A 16,967-nucleotide genomic window follows, 5' to 3' on the forward strand; every position below is an offset into this window, starting at 1 on the left:
CCTTATTTATTCGCGAAAACTAGGTTTTGTTCGCGAAAATCACATATTGCTCGCGACTTTCTTGATTTGTTCGCGATTTTTATATTCCAATTGCCAAAAATCAAAGTTTATTCGCAAAAAATTGAGGTTTATTCGCGACTTTCAATATTTATTCGCGAAAAGTCGGGGTTTACTCGCGACTTTCGGATTTTATTCGCGAAATCATCATTTTTATTCGCGAGTTCCTTATTTATTCGCGAAATCTAGGTTTTGTTCGCGAAAATCATATGTTACTCGCGACTTTCTTGATTTGTTCGCGATTTTTAATTCCAATTGCAAAAAATCAAAGTTTATTCGCGAAAAATTGAGGTTTATTCGCGACTTTCAATATTTATTCGCGAAAAGTCGGGGTTTATTCGCGACTTTCGAATTTTATTCGCGAAATCATCACTTTTATTCGCGAGTTCCTTATTTATTCGCGAAAATCACATGTTGCTCGCGACTTTCTTGATTTGTTCGCGATTTTTAATTCCAATTGCCAAAAATCAAAGTTTATTCGCGAAAAATTGAGGTTTATTCGCGACTTTCAATATTTATTCGCGAAAAGTCGGGGTTTATTCGCGACTTTCGAATTTTATTCGCGAAATCATCACTTTTATTCGCGAGTTCCTTATTTATTCGCGAAAACTAGATGTTGTTCGCGAAAATCACATGTTGCTCGCGACTTTCTTGATTTGTTCGCGAAAATTGCAGACTCCCTTACACAAAATAAAAACCTATTCACGAATGCACAACCGAACGCTCCCCATCCCTAATGCTTCATCGAATCCATCTCATCAATATTCACTGTCTTACGATTATGGTATAACGCCATCAGGATAGCCAAACCAACAGCCGCCTCTGCAGCTGCTACTGCCATGGCAAAAAGGGCAAAAATTTGCCCATCAATGGATGGAGCAACACCAAGCTTACTGAAAGCTACTAGATTAATATTGACAGCATTCAGCATTAATTCAATTGAAATAAGAACAATCACCGTATTTCTTTTTGTCAACGCTCCGTAAAGCCCGATGCAAAAAAGAATTAAGGCTAGTGCCAGAAAGGCTGAAAGTGGGACGGAATTCATTTTTTATCCGCCTCCTTTTTATCATCTTTTTTCGCCAAAATAATCGCTCCAATTAAGGCCACAAGTAAAACCACAGAGGTGAGCTCAAATGGAATGATATATTTTGAGTAAAGCGCCACACCAATTTGCTCTGTATTGTTGACATGTAAATCGCTCGCGGCTGGAGATAAATCGAGATCATAAATGCCGATATAAACGGCCCAGCCAAATACAAGGACTCCAACAAATAGAAGGATTCTCTTGAATAGGCCACTTTTCTCCTCTTCTTCGTCATTATGCCGCGTGAGCATGATGCCAAAGAGCATGATAATGGTAATGGCACCAGAATATATGAGAATCTGTACTGCTGCGACAAACTCAGCTGAAAGCAAGATGTAAATGCCAGCGATACTGACGAAGGTAAAAACAAGAGCCACAACCATATGAACAACCTTTGTCAGGTTGATTAAAAGCACGCCACCGATGACTGCGACTAGTGCCAAAGCCATAAACGCTATAAATTCACCCGATATTGTCATGGTTTATTCACCTTCCGTATATTTTCATCATTTTCATCTAACCACTCAAGATTTTTAAACAATTGATCTCGACTAAATTCAGCAAGCTCAAAATTATTGGTCATAATAATAGCCTCAGTTGGACAAACCTCGGTACATAAATCACATAAAATACAAATTTCAAAATTAATGTCATACGTATCAATTATTTTTCCCTTTTTCGTTGGATCCGGGTGCTTTTTCCCTGTTAATTGAATGCAATCGGTTGGACAAATATTTGAGCACTGATTACAAACAATACATTTTTCCGGGTAAAATTTCTGAATCCCACGAAAACGATCCGGAAGTGGAAGCGGCTCATTCGGGTAATCATACGTGACTTTTTCCCTCGCTAAGTTCTTCAGGGTATATTTCAAACCCTTCGCTAATCCAAGCACATCACTCACCCCTTATGCGAATGTTTTCGTAAAAACGGTCCATTCCCTTATCTGTTTATAAAAAACACAAACCTATCGATTCGATTAAAATAAATTCACGATTTCTTTAATGATGGCAGTTAAGAAAATATTCGCCAATGCCACTGGTAATAGCACTTTCCAGCCAAACTCCATCAATTGATCGGCCCGCATCCGCGGGAAGGTTACCCGAATCCAAATGAGGAAAAAGACCACCGCGCTAAATTTCAATGCAAACCATACAGCCCCTGGAATAAAGCCTAAAAACGGTAGGGGCAGCCAGCCGCCTAAGAAAATAACCGTAATTAAGGAAGCCATCGCAAAGAAATACACATACTCTGAAAGCATAAAGAATGCCCAGCGGAAACCGGAGTATTCAGTATGGAATCCGGCAATAAGCTCTGATTCCGCTTCAGGAAGATCAAATGGAACCCGGTTTAATTCAGCAACTGCTGCAATGATAAAAACAATAAATGCAATTGGTTGAACAATGATAAACCATCCATGTTCCTGCGCAGCGACAATTTCATTTAAATTCAAGCTGCCTGATAATAAAATAACTCCTAATACACTCATCACGAGTGGAATCTCATAAGAAATCATTTGAGCCGCTGCCCGCATTCCACCTAAGAGGGCATACTTGTTATTTGAAGCCCAGCTACCTGTCACAATTCCAATCGTTGAAAGTCCTGAAATCGCAATATAATAGAGAAGACCTACCCCAATATCTGCAAATTGCAGTTTATCTGTAAAAGGAATCGTTGCCAGCACCATAAAAGCAGGTGCAAAGGCAATAACAGGTGCGAGGATAAACAATGGTCTGTCGGCAAGCTTTGGTATCGTATCTTCTTTTAATAAAAGCTTAAGCACATCCGCTACCGTTTGTAATAAGCCCCATCGTCCACCGACCTGATTCGGACCATGCCTGAGCTGCATAAATCCCATTACTTTCCGCTCTGCAAGAATGGCATATGTAACAAATCCAAGGACAACAAAAAGAAGGATAACAGCCAGTAAAAAGAAAATTCCAAAATTCATTAAACCAGCCTCTGAATGCAATAATTCTTCAATCATTAACCGTCAACCTCCCCTAGAACAATATCAATCGCTCCTAAAATGACAATTAAATTCGCGATATTTTGTCCTTCTAATAATTTAGGAAGAATTTGTAGATTATAAAAAGACGGTCTTCTGAATTTCAAGCGATAAGGTTCTTTTTTACCGTCACTAGCAATATAGCAACCGATTTCACCTCGAGGAGATTCAATTCGGACAAATGCTTCCCCCTTTGGTGCCTTTATAATTTTCGGTACCTTTGCTAGAATTGGTCCTTCTTCAGGGAACTGTTCAACTGCTTGTTCTAAAATTTTCAATGATTCTTCTATTTCGTCTAAACGGCAATGATATCTTGCCCATGCGTCTCCGCCGGTTTGAACCGGAATATCAAAATCAAATCGATCATAAATAGAATATGGCTCATTTTTGCGAAGATCCCATTTCACGCCGGTGCAACGGAGATTCGCTCCACTTAAGGAATAATTCAATGCATCTTCCTTTGTATATTTTCCAACACCCTTGACACGGTTCATAAAGATTTCATTTCCCGTCACTAAATCATGATAGCCTTTCAGCTGCTCGCGCATATAAGGAATGAATTCTTTCACCTTTTCAATCCAACCTTCAGGTGCATCCCATTTAACTCCTCCTACACGCATGTAGTTAAAGGTTAGCCTTGCTCCGGATAATTCATTCAGCATGTTAATAATCATCTCGCGTTCCCGGAAGGCATACAAAAACGGACTGGTTGCCCCAATATCCAGCAGGAATGTACCCCACCAAACGAGATGGCTTGCAACCCTTCCTAATTCCATCGCAATAACGCGTAAATATTCAGCCCGATCTGGTATTTCTAAGCCCATCATCGTTTCTACAGCATGACAGAGAACATAATTATTGGTCATGGCAGAAAGATAATCCATCCGGTCTGTATATGGAATAATCTGTGTATATTGAAGGTTTTCTGCTAATTTTTCCGTCCCACGATGCAAGTAACCAATCACAGGCCTTGCTTCTTTGATAATTTCTCCATCAATTTTAATCACAAGACGAAAAACTCCGTGTGTACTAGGATGCTGGGGTCCTACGTTTAACAGCATTTCTTCTGTACGTAACACTAGGCTACACCTCCACATCATAAGGTTCATAGTCTTTGCGCAGAGGATGCCCCACCCAGTCTTCACCAAGTAAAATACGATTTAAATTAGGGTGCCCTTTGAATTGAATTCCTAATAAATCGTAAGCTTCACACTCTGGCCAATTCGCCCCTGCCCATAACGGCATTAAGGATAAAATGGTTGGCTCTGCACGATCAATCTTCACCTTCAAAGCAACAGATTGTTGGTTCTTATACGAGTACAAATGAACATACACTTCCATATGTGACTCAAAGTCAGAACCATGAAGTTCTGATAAGTAATCAAAACTAAGTTGTTCGTTAAACTTTAAAAATTCAGCAATTTTATAATAGGATTCCGGCTTTGCTACAAGAGTCGGAACATCTTTAGAGAGTTTATTAATATAAGAGTCTTCCAAAACATCTTTTCCGAGATGCTCTTCGATGACTTTGACATATTTATCAAGATAAGGCTGATTTTTCGAAGGCGTTTGTTCCTCAGCCGAAACCTCCGCTTTTGCACCAGCACCTGCTGCTTTGGCCTTTGCTGCTGCAGCTGCCTTTGCTTTTGCTGCTGCTATCGCTTTTGCTTTCGCATCATCCGTAGCCCCATCTGCGGCTTGCACGGCTGCCTTTGCTTTTGCGGCCGCTGCTGACTTTGCCTTGGCCGCTGCTACTGCTTTTGCTTTAGCTGCTGCTATCGCTTTTGCCTTTTCATCTGCTGCTGGAGCTTCATCTGTCTGTTTGGCCAATGCAGCCGCTTTTGCTTTTGCCGCTGCTGCTGCCTTTGCCTTCGCTGCTGCGGCTGCTTTTTTCTTCGCTAAATCTAAGTCCTCTTCCTCAGTCCCTGTTTTCGGAACAGACTCTGCGGCTACCTTTGCCTTCATCTTTGCAAGCGCCTCTGCTTTAGCCTTTGCTGCTGCAGCCGCCTTCTTCTTCGCTAGATCTAAATTCTCTTCCCCAGCCCCTGTTTCCGGAACAGACTCTGCGGCTTCCTTTGCCTTCATTTTTGCAAGCGCCTCTGCCTTAGCTTTTGCTGCTGCAGCCGCCTTCTTCTTTGCTAGATCCATCTCATCTTCATTAGAAGCCTCTTGTGCTATTTCTACTTTTTGTACCTCTACATTATTCTCACTAACATCTTCACTTTTTCTATCGTTTATAGCTTGTTTTTCAGCTAAACGTTTCATCGCAAGCTCCTTTGCCTTCTGAGCCGCTTCTTTTTTTAACTGGTCTAGATTCTTCTCTCCACTCATGGATTAAATCACCTTCTTCCCAGTCTTTGCCTCATACCGAATCTTTTCCTTTAATTTATTAATGCCATAAATTAAAGCAGCAGGGTTTGGTGGACAACCAGGAATATACACATCCACCGGTACAATCTGATCGGCACCCTTAACAACCGCATACGACTTCACATAAGGTCCGCCAGCCGTCGCACAAGAACCCATCGCAATCACCCATTTCGGTTCAGGCATTTGATCATATAATCTTCGCAAAATCGGCGCCATTTTCTTCGTCACCGTACCAGAAACAATCATAACATCCGATTGCCTCGGAGAAGTCCTAAAAAAGGAACCAAAACGATCCAAGTCATAATGGGCGCCCCCAACCCCCATCATCTCGATGGCACAACAAGCAAGCCCGAAGGTCATTGGCCACAATGAATTACTCCGCGCCCACGCTTTAATTTGTTCTAAGGTCGTAATAAACACATTTCGCTTAAGCTCTTCCATTTCATCCATTGAAAGTCCATCCAACTTTAAATCCATTTCAACACCTTCTTCCTCCATGCATAGATGAGACCAATCAAAAGCATAACAACAAAAATCGTCATCTCAATCAACGCAAAGATTCCAAGCTTCTCATAAGCAACCGCCCACGGATACAAAAAAACAGTCTCCACATCAAAAATAACAAACATGAGACCGAAAATATAATAGCGGACATTGAACTGAACACGCGAATCGTGAAACGGCTCAATTCCGCTCTCATAAGTGGTGTACTTCGCCTCACTAGGCTTATAAGGACGCAACAACTTCCCCAAAAACAAAGCCACCACAGGCAACAAAACCCCAAGACATAGAAAAATAAAAACAATCAGATAATTATTCTGATATAAATTTAAAAACTCCATGCCCATCCCCTCCAATGCCTAAATATTCTCTACTTAAAAATGTAACCGAATACATTATAGCACCCTTCCAAAACCATGTCGACAAACCCAAAACTATTTATGGAAAATCTTCCGCCAGCAACTTAAGAGTTTATGCAGCGTTCGTGAGCGCGCTCACGAAAAGCGGAATAAACTCTTAAGTTGCTAGCCGCAGCGTCAGCGGAGGCGTAGGTGCGTCAGCACCGGCGGAAGATTTTCCATCGCACTAGCCCCGGTGTCGACATGGTCCCCCTCTCCCTGAGCGTTTGCGTGATCTCGAATGATTCAACCTCCCCGAATCCACCCCCAGAGATGACGCATAAGCGAACCCTCCTCATCCCATATAAATAAGTCCAAATTATTTTGCACGTGATCTGGAGCGCCAGTGGAAGATGACGTGCCCCCCTCAAAGGTTCGCAAGAACCCATCCTCCCCACTCACTCCATTTACCACCGCAGTATCAACAAAAACATCATCGCGCCAGCACCGACGAAAGATTTTCCATCGCACTAACCCTTGCACGTCGACATGGTACCCCCTCCCCCTGAGCGTTTGCGTGATCTCGAATGATTCAACCTCCCCGAATCCACCCCCAGAGATGACGCATAAGCGAACCCTCCTCATCCCATAAGTAATAGTCCAAACCAAATCGCACGTGATCTGGAGCGCAGCGGAAGATGACGTGCCCCCCACATAGGTTCGCAAGAACCACAAACCAAACCCCAAAAATTAAAACAACCCCACAATCTATACATACCCCACTACCCAATATTAAAAAATACAACAAAATACCCTCCACCTATTCCAAAACCCAATATCCCCAAAAAACAAGAGTAAAAATAAATAACGGGTTCCGTTAACTATCGCAAACATTAAAAATGTAATGCAAAATGACCTTCAAATTGTATGGTAATTTGTAGGTCTATTTTTGTTGATATAAGGGGATTTCGATCATTATTTTTGGAGAATATGTAGGGCAATTTATATATTAAAATGTAGGGGTACAATATCCAGTGTACCGCAGCAAAATACACTACATTTTTACTTGCAAATGGATATACAGAAAAATATTGTTTTTTTAAATTTAAGGTTAGCCTCTGCTAGATTAGTACTGAATGTTGATTTTACTGTGTATGAAAAATAAACGAAAAAATTCCGTCTATATTGGGAAATACCCATATTTCCTTACAAATAAGAGGAGTTTTTCCGTTTATATTATCCAAATCTTTGTATTTTGTCTTATTTAGAGCAGTTAATCGGAATATCTCCGCTTATATCTGCTTCTTAAGCTTCCTCTATATACATTAGCAGGAAATTCTCCGCCTATGTATTCTCATACCTACACGAAATCGATAAGGAGAAGGCGAAAATGGTTTGTAAACTTCTTAATGAGCATAATTCGCAATCCGAAGAATTAGTCTTACCATTTGTCCTACATTTTCTAGTGAAAAAGGATTACATTTTGGTTTGCATTTTCCTGTGTAAATTGACGTTTTGCGATAGTTACGGAACCCGTTAAAAAATAAATACAATCTCTATACAATTTCCCCACACATAAAAGAACTTCCCCCAAGATTCCTCCTAGACAAAACCCCATCCACAATGTAAGATAATCTATAGAGGATCAACAGATAAAAGGACCGCGAAGGTGCTGGGACGGTAGCTCTCAGTTTCCCTGCCTAGAGGGACTGCAAACAATGCTAGGAACTTTCTGCTTGCTACCACATTGTACAGGATAACACTGTACATGTTTTCAATTCTTCATGTACATCAGGATATTTTTACAATATCTTGCATACACTGTTAGGACAACGGGACGGCAGCTCTCGTTTCTCTGCCCAGGGGGAGCTTAAAAAAAGCTGGGAACTTTAGCTTGCTGCCAATTATTTTAACATTCAAAGCTCTTGATTTTAATAAATCAAGAGCTTTCATTTTTTTAGGGGAAAAAGAAGATGTTGGATATCCATACGTTCGCTAATTTAACTCGAAACCCATCCATAAGTGAAATATCATTAAAATTACTTCAAGACTATTATGAATACTATTTATTGCATCATACTTATGAATATCATCTGCAGGATGGAAATATTGTCTCTTGGCAGTTTCTAGAAAAGGATTTCTGCCATCTATTAGGAATTAAGAAGATTATTGAAAAAGCTCTTCACCCCTCACAACACCATAATTATTATGGAACAAAAGGATATCAGAACGTTAAAAACGGAAAAATTGACTTCAAACATCTCAAAAAGACAGGCGGAAATACCCGTTTCAAGAGCAGCAAAGATAAAATAGTGTTTTTCTTCCTCTTACATCGAATAGTCGAAGCACCACACTCTAATATCTTCGTTGATTATATTGGAAAGCCAGGAACAAGGGTGAACGTAAAATTTTTAGTCTATGACCTATGCGAATCAGGTGTAGGTCATTTAGGAATAAGTATTGATAAGAAAACTGGGCTCTATTTCCCCCAATTCTATATGACAGAACGAATTAATGAAACATCCAATGGACTGTCTCTAATAGAAGGCAGAAAGACCATTGGCGTTAAAAAAGTAATAATAAAGAAATAAAGTGACACCCATGAATGGGTGTTTAATTTTTTTACAATTCCTTTTCTTAAGGACCAACAACAGAATAAAAACAACTGTAACTTGAGACTTAACGTAATCATTCATACGAAAAATGGCCCAAACAATGTAAGTCAAAAATGGCATGATTCCCACCACAGTCTGATACTCTTGACCATAATGATTAGTTGTTATATCAGAATAATAAATACCCAATAATATTACACTATTGGGTATTCTTGATGGCATAAGGGACCTATCTCTGTGTGTACCACCCAATCAATATTGCAGGACAAGGGACCTGTCCCTGTGTACCACCAACCAACAAAAAAACACCTTCTGACCTGATTTTCATCAAATCGGAAGATGTTTTATTCGCTTAACATTATCTTTTTTCAGCCACTGATATACGGTTGATTGCACGTTGCAATGCAAGTTCTGCGATTCTGAAATCGACTTCTTCTTTATGCGTATCTTGAAGTCTACCTTCAGCACGCTCTTTTGCACGAATAGCACGATCGATATCGATTGCTTCTGCCTTTTCTGCAGTTTGTGCAAGAATCGTCACTTGATCTGGGCGCACTTCTAAAATACCACCGCTAATGGCAATATACTCATATTTCCCATCTTTTTTCAGACGGACAGAAGTAATTTCGAGCGGTGCCACCATTGAAATGTGACCAGGCAAGATTCCTAGCTCACCGCTTTTAGCCTTTGTGATTACCATTTCAACATCTGATTCATACACTGGGCCATCGGGAGTAACAACACTGACTTTAATTGTCTTCATTTTTTACCCTCCTGTCCCGAAATTAGACTTCTACACCCATTTTCTTAGCATTCTCGACTGCTTCTTCAATACGACCAACTAAACGGAATGCATCTTCAGGAAGGTTGTCATGCTTACCTTCAAGAATTTCTTTAAATCCTCTAACTGTTTCTTTTACTGGTACATAAGATCCTGGTTGACCTGTAAATTGTTCAGCCACGTGGAAGTTTTGGGATAAGAAATTTTGGATACGACGCGCGCGGTCTACGACAAGTTTATCTTCATCAGACAACTCATCCATACCTAAGATCGCGATGATATCTTGTAACTCTCTATAACGTTGTAACGTTTGTTGTACTCGACGAGCAATATCATAATGTTCTTCCCCTACAATATCAGGTGACAATGCACGTGAAGTTGAAGCTAGTGGGTCCACCGCTGGATAAATACCCATTTCAGAAAGCTTACGCTCAAGGTTCGTTGTTGCATCTAAGTGAGCGAAAGTCGTTGCTGGAGCTGGGTCAGTATAGTCATCGGCAGGTACATAAATCGCTTGGATTGATGTAACAGAACCTTTATTTGTTGATGTAATACGTTCTTGCAATCTACCCATTTCAGTAGCGAGGGTTGGTTGGTAACCAACGGCAGATGGCATACGACCAAGCAACGCTGATACCTCAGAACCCGCTTGAGTGAAACGGAAAATGTTATCAATGAAGAAAAGAACGTCTTGTCCTTCTTCATCACGGAAAAATTCAGCCATGGTTAGTCCTGTTAAAGCCACACGCATACGAGCACCAGGCGGTTCGTTCATCTGACCGAAAACCATCGCTGTTTTCTTGATAACGCCAGAGTCTGTCATTTCCCAATAAAGGTCATTTCCTTCACGAGTACGTTCTCCAACGCCGGCAAATACGGAAATACCACCATGTTCTTGAGCAATGTTATTGATTAATTCCTGAATTAATACGGTTTTACCAACACCGGCACCACCGAATAGACCGATTTTTCCCCCTTTGATATATGGAGCAAGTAGGTCTACTACTTTAATACCCGTTTCAAGAATTTCAACCTCAGTTGAAAGTTGTTCAAATTTAGGTGCTTCTCTATGAATGGAATCACGACGAGCGTCTGCAGGTAGTGGTTCATTTAAGTCAATATTGTCTCCTAATACGTTGAATACACGTCCAAGTGTAACGTCCCCAACTGGAACAGAAATTGGCTTTCCAGTATCTTCAACCTCAATGCCACGAGTTAGTCCGTCAGTAGAGGACATGGCAATAGTACGTACTGTATCGTCACCTAAGTGAAGAGCAACTTCAAGTGTTAGGTTGATGTTAACTTCAGATTCGTTAGACGCTTTTTTTACAATTTTTAAAGCATTATAGATCTCTGGAAGTTGACCACTTTCGAACTTTACGTCAACAACTGGACCCATAATTTGAAGTACGCGTCCTTTGTTCATCTTTTTCCCTCCTAACGTTTTCTACACAAATAAACAATCCTGGAAAAGACTTTTCCAATCACGAATTTGCATTTTGACAAAAGAATTTATTCTAACGCTGCAGCTCCACCAACAATTTCAGTGATTTCTTGCGTGATTGCAGCCTGACGAGCGCGGTTATACATTAAGCTATAGTTACCAATAAGCTCAGTTGCGTTGTCAGTTGCATTACTCATTGCAGTCATACGCGCAGCATGCTCACTAGCCTTACTATCTAAAAGTGCACCATATATCAAACCTTCTGCATATTGTGGTAAAAGCACATCAAGGATTTCCTCCGGTGACGGCTCAAATTCATATGTAGCGACCGGTTTTGATGAAGATGATACATCGGAATCAGTGAGTGGCAATACTTTTTTCTCCGTTACTTCTTGCTGGATCGCACTGACAAAATGATTGTAATACATATACAATTCATCAAAAGCCCCATCAGCGAACATGTGAATCGTTTGATTTACCGTTGCTTTAATGTCCTCAAATACAGGCTGGTCAGCAATCCCCGTTACATCAAGAATTACGTTCATATTACGTTTCACAAAAAAGTCCCGACCCATTCTTCCAAGTGCAATGATGACATATTCATCTTTTGATTTATGGCGTTTTTGAATTCTTTGTAACACAAGACGTAAAACATTACTATTAAAAGCCCCGGCCAAGCCACGTTCTCCAGTAATGACAACATAAGCTGTCTTTTTAATTGGACGGGCAACAAGCATGGGATGTTTCACACCCTTACTTCCGGCTGCAACAGCTGCGGTTACTTCCTGAACTTTTTCCATGTAAGGGACAAAAGCTTTCGCATTTACCTCTGCACGGTTAAAGTTGGAAGCCGAAACCATTTGCATGGCTTTAGTAATTTTACTCATATTCTTCGTTGAAGCAATTTTATTTTTCAAATCACGTAATGATGCCATAGGTTCTCACCACCCTTACCAAAGAATTGTCCAGTTCAAGGTCTAGCCCCATCCTTTTTATGACTCCCAAGAAAGTCTTGAGGAAAAAGTGAGAGGGGCTAAAAACGAAACCCATTAAACTCCTAATGTCAGATCCTTATTACTCAGAAACTGCGAAAGACTTTTTAAATTCATTAATCGCAGCGGCAAAATCTTCATCAGCAGGAAGATCCTTTGTTGCGACAATAGTGTCTAACAATTCTTTGCGGTTATGACTTAACCATGCAAGGTATTCCGCTTCGAAACGACGAATATCTTGAACAGGAATATCATCTAGGAATCCACGAGTAAGGGCGTAAAGAATAGCCACTTGCTCTTCAACTTTTAATGGTTTGTTAAGATCTTGTTTTAATACTTCTACAGTACGTGCCCCACGAGCAAGTTTTGCAAGTGTTGCTTTATCTAAGTCAGATCCGAACTGTGCAAATGCTTCTAACTCACGGTAAGACGCTAAGTCCACACGCAGTGTACCAGCAACCTTTTTCATCGCCTTGATTTGTGCGGATCCACCTACACGAGATACAGAAAGACCTGCGTTGATCGCCGGACGTACACCTGAGAAGAATAGATCGGATTGTAAGAAAATCTGACCATCTGTAATAGAGATAACGTTTGTTGGAATATAAGCTGAAACGTCACCAGCTTGTGTTTCAATGAAAGGTAGAGCTGTGATTGAACCAGCGCCTTTCGCGTCACTTAATTTAGCTGCACGTTCTAATAAACGTGAATGCAAGTAGAATACATCCCCTGGATATGCTTCACGACCTGGAGGACGACGTAATAATAAGGAAAGTTCACGATAAGCAGATGCTTGTTTTGTTAAGTCATCATATACGACTAACACGTGTTTTCCGTTATGCATAAATTCTTCAGCCATTGATACCCCAGCATATGGAGCTAAGAATAGCAATGGAGCTGGTTGTGATGCAGATGCTGTTACAACGATTGTATAATCTAATGCGCCATTTTTACGTAAAGTTTCGACAACTCCACGAACGGTAGATTCTTTTTGTCCAATCGCTACATAGATACAAATCATGTTTTCGTTCTTTTGGTTAATGATGGTATCGATCGCAACAGATGTCTTACCTGTTTGACGGTCCCCAATAATTAACTCACGTTGTCCACGTCCGATTGGTACAAGGGCGTCAACCGCTTTGATACCAGTTTGAAGTGGCTCGTGTACGGATTTACGATCCATTACACCAGGAGCATTACTTTCAATTGGACGAGTTTTTGTTGTATTAATTGGTCCCATTCCATCAACTGGTTGTCCTAATGAGTTAACAACACGTCCGATTAATTCTTCCCCAACAGGAACCTCCATGATACGACCAGTACGACGAACCTCATCACCCTCACGAATTTCAGTGAAAGGTCCTAAAATAATAATACCGACGTTATTTTCTTCAAGGTTTTGCGCCATACCCATAACGCCGTTTGAAAATTCAACAAGTTCTCCAGCCATGACATTGTCGAGGCCATGAGCACGAGCGATACCGTCACCAATAGAGATAACCGTACCTACATCACTCACTTGAATTTCAGACTGATAGTTTTCAATTTGCTTTTTTATCAGCGCGCTAATTTCCTCAGCATTGATGCTCATGAGTTTCACCCCTATCTTCCAATCTTAGCCTAGCAATTGACGTTGCAGACGATCAAGTTTTCCTTTAAGGCTTCCATCTAAAATACGGTTGCCGATACGAATCTTGATTCCGCCTAGCAAGTCAGTATCCACAATATTCTTGATACGAAGAGATTTTTTTCCAACTTTTGCTGCATATGAGGAAGAAAATGCTTCTTTCTCCTCATTCGTTAAAGGACGAACGGAATAAACTTTGGCATCCGCAATCCCTTTTTCTTCATTTGTTAGTTCAAGAAAATCGTAAGCGACATCGGCAATCATATTTTCGCGATGTCGATCGATTAATAACTTTAATGTATTTAATACATAAGGATTAACATTAGCAAACGCAGTTGCTAGAATCTCTTTCTTCTTTTCTTTCGTAAGCTTGGGAGATTTCAAAACTGCTTGTAAATCCTCATTATTTCTAACGGCTTCTTGCACTACACGCAGTTCTTCTTCCAATTGATCCAGAATCTGATGTTCTTTCGCGATTTGGAAAAGAGCGAGCGCATAGCGTCTTGCTACAGTTGAGCCCATCATCGCTCTTCTCCTGCCTCTTGAATATATTCATTAATAAGTTTTTCTTGATCTTCCACTGATAATTCTTTTTCAATTACTTTAGAAGCAATCAATACAGATAGAGAAGCCACTTGATCGCGAATAGCGGCAACGGCTTTTTCCTTCTGCTGCTCAATTTCAAGCTTCGCAGATTCCTTCACGCGTTCAGCTTCAGTTCGTGCTAACACAATAATTTCATCACGTTGGACATCCCCTTGCTTCTTCGCGTTTTCAATTAGATTTTGGGCTTCAAGACGAGCTTCTTTAAGAATGCTTTGTTGCTCATCAAGGAGCTTTTTCACTTCTAAGCGGCTTTGTTCAGCCTCATTAATTTCATTAGCGATATGCTCTTCGCGTTGTTTCATAATGCCCATTAATGGACCCCACGCAAACTTTTTAAGCAATGCTAACAAGATTAGGAACATTGCTAATTGGAAAATGATATCTCCAAAATTAACCCCATGAGTAGCCTGTTCAGCTGCACCTAAAACTAAACTGCTTGTTAACATTTACGATTCACTCCCTTCAAGAGTCGTTCACTTACGAAAACAACAATGATTAAAAACGTTTGTATTCTGTTAAAACAATATTGTTATTTTGAAATAATAGGCATAAAGGAATGGCGAAGTTTTTATGAAAGACCTTCGCCATTTGAACTTTTATTGATAAATTAGCGTCCAAGAACCATGAACGCAATAACTACCCCGATAATCGGTAACGCTTCAACTAACGCAACCCCGATAAACATTGTAGTTTGAAGCATACCACGAGCTTCTGGTTGGCGAGCGATACCTTCAACTGTACGACCTACGATTAAACCATTACCAATACCGGCACCTACTGCTGCTAACCCGATTGCAATTGCTGCTGCTACAAGACCCATTATAAAGTTCCTCCTTCAAATGTATAAATTAAGATATATTTTTTGTTCAAAGTTTGAACAGGTTTATTATTAATGGTCATGACTCACTTTGTGAGACAGATAAACCATTGTTAACATAGTAAAGATAAATGCTTGGATACTACCAACAAAAATTGAAAAACCTTGCCATACTAATGTTAATGGAATGGCAGCTATAAAACCTAAAATGCTAATTTTGGCAAGACTTCCTGCTAAAAGCGAAAGAAGCAGCTCACCTGCGTAAATATTACCGTAAAGCCGCAAACCTAGTGTTAATGTGTTTGCAAACTCTTCAATAATTTTTAACGGGAATAAAAAAGCCATTGGGCTGAAAAAGCCTTTTCCATATTCCTTTGTCCCTTTTAGCTTCACACCATAATAATGGGAAAGCCCAACAATCATAACTGCTAATGTTAAAGTAACAACTGGATCAGCTGTTGGTGATTTCCACCATAATTTGCCATCAATCACAACTGAGAACGGAAGCCCCAGCATGTTTGAGACAAAAATATACATGATCAGAGTAATTCCTAATACGTGGAATCGACCCCCATCCTTCCAATCCATTGCACTATTAATAAGATTCTTCACAAAATCCATGACCCACTCAAAGAAGTTTTGCATTCCGGTAGGTTTTAAAGCTAGCTTTCGAGTTGAAATAACTGCAATAATGAACACTATCGCACTAGCAACTGTTATCATTAGCACATTTGCTAAGTTAAAGGTAAGTCCCAAAAATTCAACTAACGGAGCCTCATGATTCACAATATTCACCTCTCTTCCCGCTATTTACGTTTCTGAAAAGTCTGAAAAAACAAATCTATCATAATGACCACATAAGTCGTCATTAATCCCAAAATCACGCTTATAAGATGAAAGTATTCAGGAAACTTCAATGCGATGGCTACTCCAAGTACAGCTGCAAACATTCTCAAAAACATTCCAAGAGATCGCGCTTTTTTCCCTTGTACGACAGCATCGCCGAATTTTTGCACTCTACTAGCCATTGACCACAAATTAAAAAGGCTTAAGCTTGTACCCAAAATAAGCCCCAAAAAAATGGTTTTATACGACGTAAATCCCCAGCCTAAAACATAGAAAGACAATAGGAATAATATGTATTTGCGCTCCCGTATATACATGGCATGTAGTTCTGGCATGATTTATTCTCCTGAAAAGAAATGTCGAATTAAGCGAAGCATTGCATAGATACCTGTAGCTAATCCAAGTAGTAAACCAATAATAAGAAAAAGAGGTTCAGTCCCTATCAATCCATCTAACCATCTTCCTAGGAAGATACCAATGAGAATGGAACCTACTAATTGGGATAATATCGCAGACATTAATGCCATCGCTTGGAACGGGTGGCGATTCTTGTTATTCATTAAAAACGCATCCTCTCCAATAGAGAGTGGGAGAACTATTTTCCAGCAAAAAAAAGTGGAAAATCTAGTAGAATCAAGATTGAAAACCCTATCACCGATATCCTTTGTAAGCATACAATAGGTAGTTGTCAATGTCAATGCGTTTACCCCCAAAAAGTTTACAGACTAGTTTGTAAACTTTTTTTGTTCACAAAATATCCATAATATTATTGGTTTCCTTATTGAAAGTTATGTTAATCCAGTAACCCCCACTAATTGAAATATTTCCCTATTTCCTCACCAACCTTATATTTAGATATTATCTTCCTTTTCGTCATT

Annotated in this window: 19 protein-coding genes; 1 reads left to right on the plus strand and 18 read right to left on the minus strand. The window is 40.0% G+C overall.

What is annotated here, in order from left to right:
• Nucleotides 1–790: 790 nt before the first annotated feature.
• The 8 genes from nuoK to ACE38V_RS05290 form a co-directional block, all read right to left on the minus strand.
• Nucleotides 791–1,105 carry an NADH-quinone oxidoreductase subunit NuoK gene (gene nuoK, locus ACE38V_RS05255; protein WP_375840158.1) on the minus strand — a complete coding sequence of 105 codons (315 nt, stop codon included), beginning with the start codon at nt 1,103–1,105 and terminating at the stop codon, nt 791–793.
• Entirely contained in the window at nt 1,102–1,623 is a 522-nt protein-coding gene (locus tag ACE38V_RS05260) for an NADH-quinone oxidoreductase subunit J (RefSeq protein WP_375840159.1), read from the minus strand. The genes nuoK and ACE38V_RS05260 overlap by 4 nt, the downstream gene beginning before the upstream one ends.
• Entirely contained in the window at nt 1,620–2,039 is a 420-nt protein-coding gene (gene nuoI, locus ACE38V_RS05265) for an NADH-quinone oxidoreductase subunit NuoI (protein ID WP_375840160.1), read from the minus strand. Before nuoI ends, ACE38V_RS05260 begins: the two co-directional genes overlap by 4 nt.
• Nucleotides 2,040–2,123: 84 nt before the next feature.
• Entirely contained in the window at nt 2,124–3,131 is a 1,008-nt protein-coding gene (gene nuoH / locus ACE38V_RS05270; protein ID WP_375840161.1) for an NADH-quinone oxidoreductase subunit NuoH, read from the minus strand.
• A complete protein-coding gene (locus tag ACE38V_RS05275; RefSeq protein WP_375840162.1) occupies nt 3,131–4,231 on the minus strand; it encodes an NADH-quinone oxidoreductase subunit D in 1,101 nt (366 codons plus the stop codon). The genes nuoH and ACE38V_RS05275 overlap by 1 nt, the downstream gene beginning before the upstream one ends.
• A 4-nt stretch (nt 4,232–4,235) precedes the next feature.
• Complete coding sequence (locus ACE38V_RS05280) at nt 4,236–5,483, minus strand: NADH-quinone oxidoreductase subunit C (protein WP_375840163.1); 1,248 nt, start codon at nt 5,481–5,483, stop codon at nt 4,236–4,238.
• A 3-nt stretch (nt 5,484–5,486) separates the two neighbouring features.
• Nucleotides 5,487–5,999, minus strand: a complete 513-nt coding sequence (locus ACE38V_RS05285; protein WP_375840164.1) for a NuoB/complex I 20 kDa subunit family protein — start codon at nt 5,997–5,999, stop codon at nt 5,487–5,489.
• Complete coding sequence (locus tag ACE38V_RS05290; RefSeq protein WP_375840165.1) at nt 5,990–6,364, minus strand: NADH-quinone oxidoreductase subunit A; 375 nt, start codon at nt 6,362–6,364, stop codon at nt 5,990–5,992. The genes ACE38V_RS05285 and ACE38V_RS05290 overlap by 10 nt, the downstream gene beginning before the upstream one ends.
• Before the next feature lie 1,970 nt (nt 6,365–8,334).
• Between ACE38V_RS05290 and ACE38V_RS05295 the strand changes: the two genes are divergently transcribed.
• Nucleotides 8,335–8,952 (plus strand): PBECR4 domain-containing protein, encoded by a 618-nt coding sequence (locus tag ACE38V_RS05295; RefSeq protein WP_375840166.1) that lies wholly within the window; start codon nt 8,335–8,337, stop codon nt 8,950–8,952.
• Between the two features lie 382 nt (nt 8,953–9,334).
• Here the strand turns inward: ACE38V_RS05295 and ACE38V_RS05300 are convergent, their stop codons facing one another.
• The 10 genes from ACE38V_RS05300 to ACE38V_RS05345 form a co-directional block, all read right to left on the minus strand.
• Entirely contained in the window at nt 9,335–9,739 is a 405-nt protein-coding gene (locus ACE38V_RS05300; RefSeq protein WP_375840167.1) for a F0F1 ATP synthase subunit epsilon, read from the minus strand.
• 22 nt (nt 9,740–9,761) lie between these two features.
• The gene (gene atpD, locus ACE38V_RS05305; protein ID WP_375840168.1) at nt 9,762–11,183 is read right to left on the minus strand and encodes a F0F1 ATP synthase subunit beta; all 1,422 of its coding nucleotides are present in this window, start codon (nt 11,181–11,183) and stop codon (nt 9,762–9,764) included.
• 86 nt (nt 11,184–11,269) lie between these two features.
• Nucleotides 11,270–12,136, minus strand: coding sequence for an ATP synthase F1 subunit gamma (gene atpG / locus ACE38V_RS05310; protein ID WP_375840169.1), 867 nt, complete (start codon nt 12,134–12,136; stop codon nt 11,270–11,272).
• 139 nt (nt 12,137–12,275) lie between these two features.
• Entirely contained in the window at nt 12,276–13,784 is a 1,509-nt protein-coding gene (gene atpA, locus ACE38V_RS05315) for a F0F1 ATP synthase subunit alpha (protein ID WP_375840170.1), read from the minus strand.
• A 24-nt stretch (nt 13,785–13,808) separates the two neighbouring features.
• Nucleotides 13,809–14,345, minus strand: a complete 537-nt coding sequence (locus ACE38V_RS05320) for a F0F1 ATP synthase subunit delta (protein ID WP_375840171.1) — start codon at nt 14,343–14,345, stop codon at nt 13,809–13,811.
• The gene (atpF, locus tag ACE38V_RS05325) at nt 14,342–14,872 is read right to left on the minus strand and encodes a F0F1 ATP synthase subunit B (RefSeq protein ID WP_375840172.1); all 531 of its coding nucleotides are present in this window, start codon (nt 14,870–14,872) and stop codon (nt 14,342–14,344) included. Before atpF ends, ACE38V_RS05320 begins: the two co-directional genes overlap by 4 nt.
• A 161-nt stretch (nt 14,873–15,033) precedes the next feature.
• A complete protein-coding gene (gene atpE / locus ACE38V_RS05330; RefSeq protein ID WP_375840173.1) occupies nt 15,034–15,246 on the minus strand; it encodes a F0F1 ATP synthase subunit C in 213 nt (70 codons plus the stop codon).
• Between the two features lie 69 nt (nt 15,247–15,315).
• Nucleotides 15,316–16,029, minus strand: a complete 714-nt coding sequence (gene atpB, locus ACE38V_RS05335; protein ID WP_375840439.1) for a F0F1 ATP synthase subunit A — start codon at nt 16,027–16,029, stop codon at nt 15,316–15,318.
• Between the two features lie 20 nt (nt 16,030–16,049).
• Nucleotides 16,050–16,424 (minus strand): ATP synthase subunit I, encoded by a 375-nt coding sequence (locus tag ACE38V_RS05340; protein ID WP_375840174.1) that lies wholly within the window; start codon nt 16,422–16,424, stop codon nt 16,050–16,052.
• Nucleotides 16,425–16,427: 3 nt separating this feature from the next.
• Entirely contained in the window at nt 16,428–16,649 is a 222-nt protein-coding gene (locus ACE38V_RS05345; protein ID WP_375840440.1) for an AtpZ/AtpI family protein, read from the minus strand.
• Nucleotides 16,650–16,967 lie beyond the last annotated feature (318 nt).

Source organism: Cytobacillus sp. Hz8 (genome assembly GCF_042263505.1).
Taxonomy (GTDB): Bacteria; Bacillota; Bacilli; order Bacillales; family Cytobacillaceae; genus Bacillus_BE.